The sequence below is a fragment of the Luteococcus sp. genome (genome assembly GCF_043424415.1).
In the GTDB taxonomy this organism is placed as follows: Bacteria; Actinomycetota; Actinomycetes; order Propionibacteriales; family Propionibacteriaceae; genus Luteococcus.
The window spans coordinates 1-3,281 of the sequence record NZ_JBHWOO010000230.1 but is presented as its reverse complement, the minus strand read 5'-3'; the positions used below and the strand labels follow the sequence as shown (position 1 = coordinate 3,281).

The following is a 3,281-nucleotide window of genomic DNA, read 5'->3' as shown; positions in this document are numbered from 1 at the left end:
TGGCCCATGCTGCCGTGGTCCATCCCGCTGTGGTCCATCCCGCTGTGGTTCATGGCGGGGGTGGCTGTCGGCCCACCGGAGTTCATCTCCATGTGGTTGCCGGTGGAATGGCTCATCATCGAGTGCATCACCTGCATGGCCCCCAGGTGCCAGACCATCGCGGCGAACATCATGGCGCAACCCAGCGGATGCTTCCGATGGCCGGGATGGGCCCGGAAGGTCAGCCAGCAGAACCACCCCAGGCCCACCGCCATCAGCACGATCGTCACCGGCATCGGCAGCACCTGCTGCAAGGGCTTCCACCAGCTCTTCGGCACCATTGCCAGCATGATGACGCTCATCAGCAGGTGCAGGCCGGCCGAGACCCCGCCCGTCACCGTCCGGGAGCGCACCGTGCGCAACAGTTCGTAGGCGGTGGTGAAGCAGAACAGGATCAGCAGGCCGATGAACTTCACCGGCACGGCGCTGAGGGTGAACATGGATCTCCCGAGGACGAAGTGGATGCTGTCACCCAGTAGTCGTCCCGGAGCTCCGAAAAGTTCCCGGCATCCCGGAGAATGATGGACACCGGTGGGGGCCCGTCACCTCACGCAGCGGGCGACTCCCGGGTGCCCGCCCCCATCTGGACCAGTGTGTCCACTCCCAACAGGGCGACGCCATGGTAGAAGTGCGTGCCCGCGGCGCGTCCCAGGGCGTCGAAGAAGTGGGGCGCCCACTGGAACAGGTGCAACTGCAGGAAGCCGTCAATGCCATCCGCGATCCGTTCCCGCTCCGAGGTCCCCTCGGCATCGATCCAGCGGGAAGCGAGGGTTGACACGAATTCCAGCTCCAGTGCCAGGTGGTCGTCGGGGGCTCGGTTCCGGTGTGGGGCCGCCAGGCCGAACTCGGCATAACAGGCCCTCACCTCGAGAGTCTGTTCGTCGAAGAGCAGCCCCTCAGCGGATCGGTGCACGGACTCGTAGGGGTGGACGGCCACGCGGCCGGGTCCACCCACGAGGCCTGCGTGGTCAGCCCGGATTGCTGCTTCCTCCTCGCCCTCGGCGGCAGACTTGGCCAGGAGGTCGAGTCCAGCGCGGCAGACGTGGGTGTGCTCCATCGGCCAGCCATCCAGCCACTGCTGCTGGCGGACCACAGCCAGTGACTCTGCCGTGGGGGGCGACGCGACCCACGACGCGAGCACCTGGAGTGCTGCTGCCGTGCGGGCCATCGACTCCTCGGTGGGTGGCGTGATCACACTCCCACCCGCACCATCGAGCCGTAGAAGAGCAGGCGGCCGATGAACTCGCCTGCCAGGGCCAGGGCGAAGGCCACCACGCCGAGTGCAGGAAGGAAACGGTAGTTGCCCACCTGGGCAACCAGCTTGAACAGCAGGTAGGCGAGGCAGAGCAGTGCTGCAGCGAGCAGGAGGGTTCCTGCCACCTGCCACCCTCCGAGTTCGCCGCTCAGGATCTGCAGCGACTTGCGGGCTGCTGGCGACGGGTGCCCCCCGAGCATCGCCAGATAGGCAAGCCGCTCGAAGAAGCGCACTGCGATGAGGGCGATGCTACCCAGGGAGATGCTGCGCACCGTCTGGGTGAGCAGGGCGTCGGCATCCGGGTCGGCGCTGGTTCGGCCCCGACGGATCCGGTAGGCCACCAGCAGGGCCGCGCCCACGGCCAGTCCCCCCAGCAGAAGGGTGGTGAGGTAGAAGCTGACGGGGGTGTGCGCGGTGGCCCACGCCGGGACCGTGCGCAAGGAGTAGACCTTGGAGATGGCGAAGACCAGCGCCACGCCCACCAGCGCCGTCAGCAGGGCGACGGCCTGGCGCACCCGGTGCGTCGTCCACTTGAACCACTGCAGGACGGCGAAGAGAGCACCCAGGCCCGCGAAGGCCATGCCGAGGATGATCTCGCGGGAGAGCCACGAGCTCCCCAGGTGCAGAAGTGCGTTCGGCGCGCGCAGGGGCTTGCCCAGGTGCAGCGTCGAGGCGGCCAGACCGAGCACGAGCAGCGGACCGATCGCGTAGAGCGCGGGATCGGTCACCTTGTCCATCGTCTTCTGCGGGACACGGATCCCCGCCAGGTGGACAAGGCCCAGCACGATGAAGGAGCCCACCGACATCTGGGCGCAGATGGTGAAGATCACCAACGGCAGTTCATGCCACATTTCAGATCTCCTCGGGGTTGGCGATCTCGCCGGTGCCGTGACCCGGCGACTGGGCGTCACGGTGCGGGGTGATGAGCAGGTTCGGGTGGGTGATCGATGGATCGGGGAGGGGCTCGACGGACCTGACGTCGGTGCCGTACCTCGTCCCCAGTTCCTCGATCTCGCCCCAGTCGAGGGCGCGGGACGGGCAGGCCGCGACACAGGCGGGCTTCTGCCCGGCATCACGGTAGTCCTTGCAGCCGTCGCACTTGGTCATGATCCCCTTCTCGGGGTTGAACTGCGGGGCGCTGTAGGGGCAGGCCATCGCGCAGTACTTGCAACCGATGCACTTGGTGGGATCGACGTAGACGGTGCCGTCATCACGCACCGTCATGGCGGTCGTGGGACAGACCTCGGCGCAGATCGGGTCCTCGCAGTGGTTGCACGAGATCGACGTGTAGTAGCTGAAGACCTGGGGTGTGTAGGTGTCCCCCTGCTTCTGCCAGTCACCCCCGGTGTACTCGATGACACGACGCCACTGGACCCCGACCGGAAGGTCGTGCTTGTCCTTGCAGGCGATGGCGCAGGCCTTGCAGCCGTTGCATGCGGACTGGTCGAAGTAGAAGCCTTGCATGACGTCTCCTCTCAGGCCTTCTTGATCTGGACCAGGGTGGTGTGCTGGCAGTTCCCCTTGGAGACAGGGGTCCAGTGCAGCGACGTGAGCATGTTGACCGCCCCGCCGTGGTCCACCCCGTCGGCATCGACGTCCTGCCAGGCACCCTGCGGCAGGGATGCGACCCCGGGCATGATGCGCTTGGTCACCCGGGCCGGGATCTGGACCCGGCCGCGGTCGTTGAAGATCTCCACCATGTCGCCATTGCGGATGCCGCGGGCTTCGGCGTCGGCGACGCTGAGCCAGACGGCCTGCGGGTGCGCCTCCTGGAGGTTGCTCAGGTTGCCGTAGGTGGAGTGCACGCGCTGCTTGTAGTGGTGCCCGATCAGCTGGAGCGGGTACTTCTCGTTGCCCAGGGCCTCCATCGGCCCTTCCCAGGTGTCCACGTGCATCGGGATGGCGGTGATCACGTCGCCCTTCTTGCGGTCGGGGAATTCCCAGGTCTTGGCCATCTCCCACAGCTCTTCGGAGAAGATCTCGATCT

Annotated in this window: 5 protein-coding genes; all 5 read right to left on the bottom strand. The window is 66.7% G+C overall.

Annotated features, from left to right (window positions below):
- On the bottom strand, positions 1-479 hold a 479-nt coding region (locus ACHFFZ_RS13300), incomplete at its 3' end, for a DUF5134 domain-containing protein (RefSeq protein WP_394277084.1).
- Between the two features lie 107 nt (positions 480-586).
- The gene (locus ACHFFZ_RS13295) at positions 587-1,234 is read right to left on the bottom strand and encodes a molecular chaperone (protein WP_394277083.1); all 648 of its coding nucleotides are present in this window, start codon (positions 1,232-1,234) and stop codon (positions 587-589) included.
- Positions 1,231-2,145, bottom strand: coding sequence for a dimethyl sulfoxide reductase anchor subunit family protein (locus ACHFFZ_RS13290; protein WP_394277082.1), 915 nt, complete (start codon positions 2,143-2,145; stop codon positions 1,231-1,233). The genes ACHFFZ_RS13295 and ACHFFZ_RS13290 overlap by 4 nt, the downstream gene beginning before the upstream one ends.
- 1 nt (position 2,146) lies before the next feature.
- Positions 2,147-2,758 (bottom strand): DMSO/selenate family reductase complex B subunit, encoded by a 612-nt coding sequence (locus ACHFFZ_RS13285; protein WP_394277081.1) that lies wholly within the window; start codon positions 2,756-2,758, stop codon positions 2,147-2,149.
- An 11-nt stretch (positions 2,759-2,769) separates the two neighbouring features.
- A partial coding sequence (locus ACHFFZ_RS13280; protein ID WP_394277080.1) for a molybdopterin dinucleotide binding domain-containing protein occupies positions 2,770-3,281 on the bottom strand: 512 nt, incomplete at its 5' end.

Coding starts and splice junctions, on each gene's coding strand:
- ACHFFZ_RS13290 (WP_394277082.1), bottom strand. CDS start 2,145: ATGTGGCATGAACTGCCGTTGGTGATCTTCACCATCTGCGCCCAGATG.
- ACHFFZ_RS13285 (WP_394277081.1), bottom strand. CDS start 2,758: ATGCAAGGCTTCTACTTCGACCAGTCCGCATGCAACGGCTGCAAGGCC.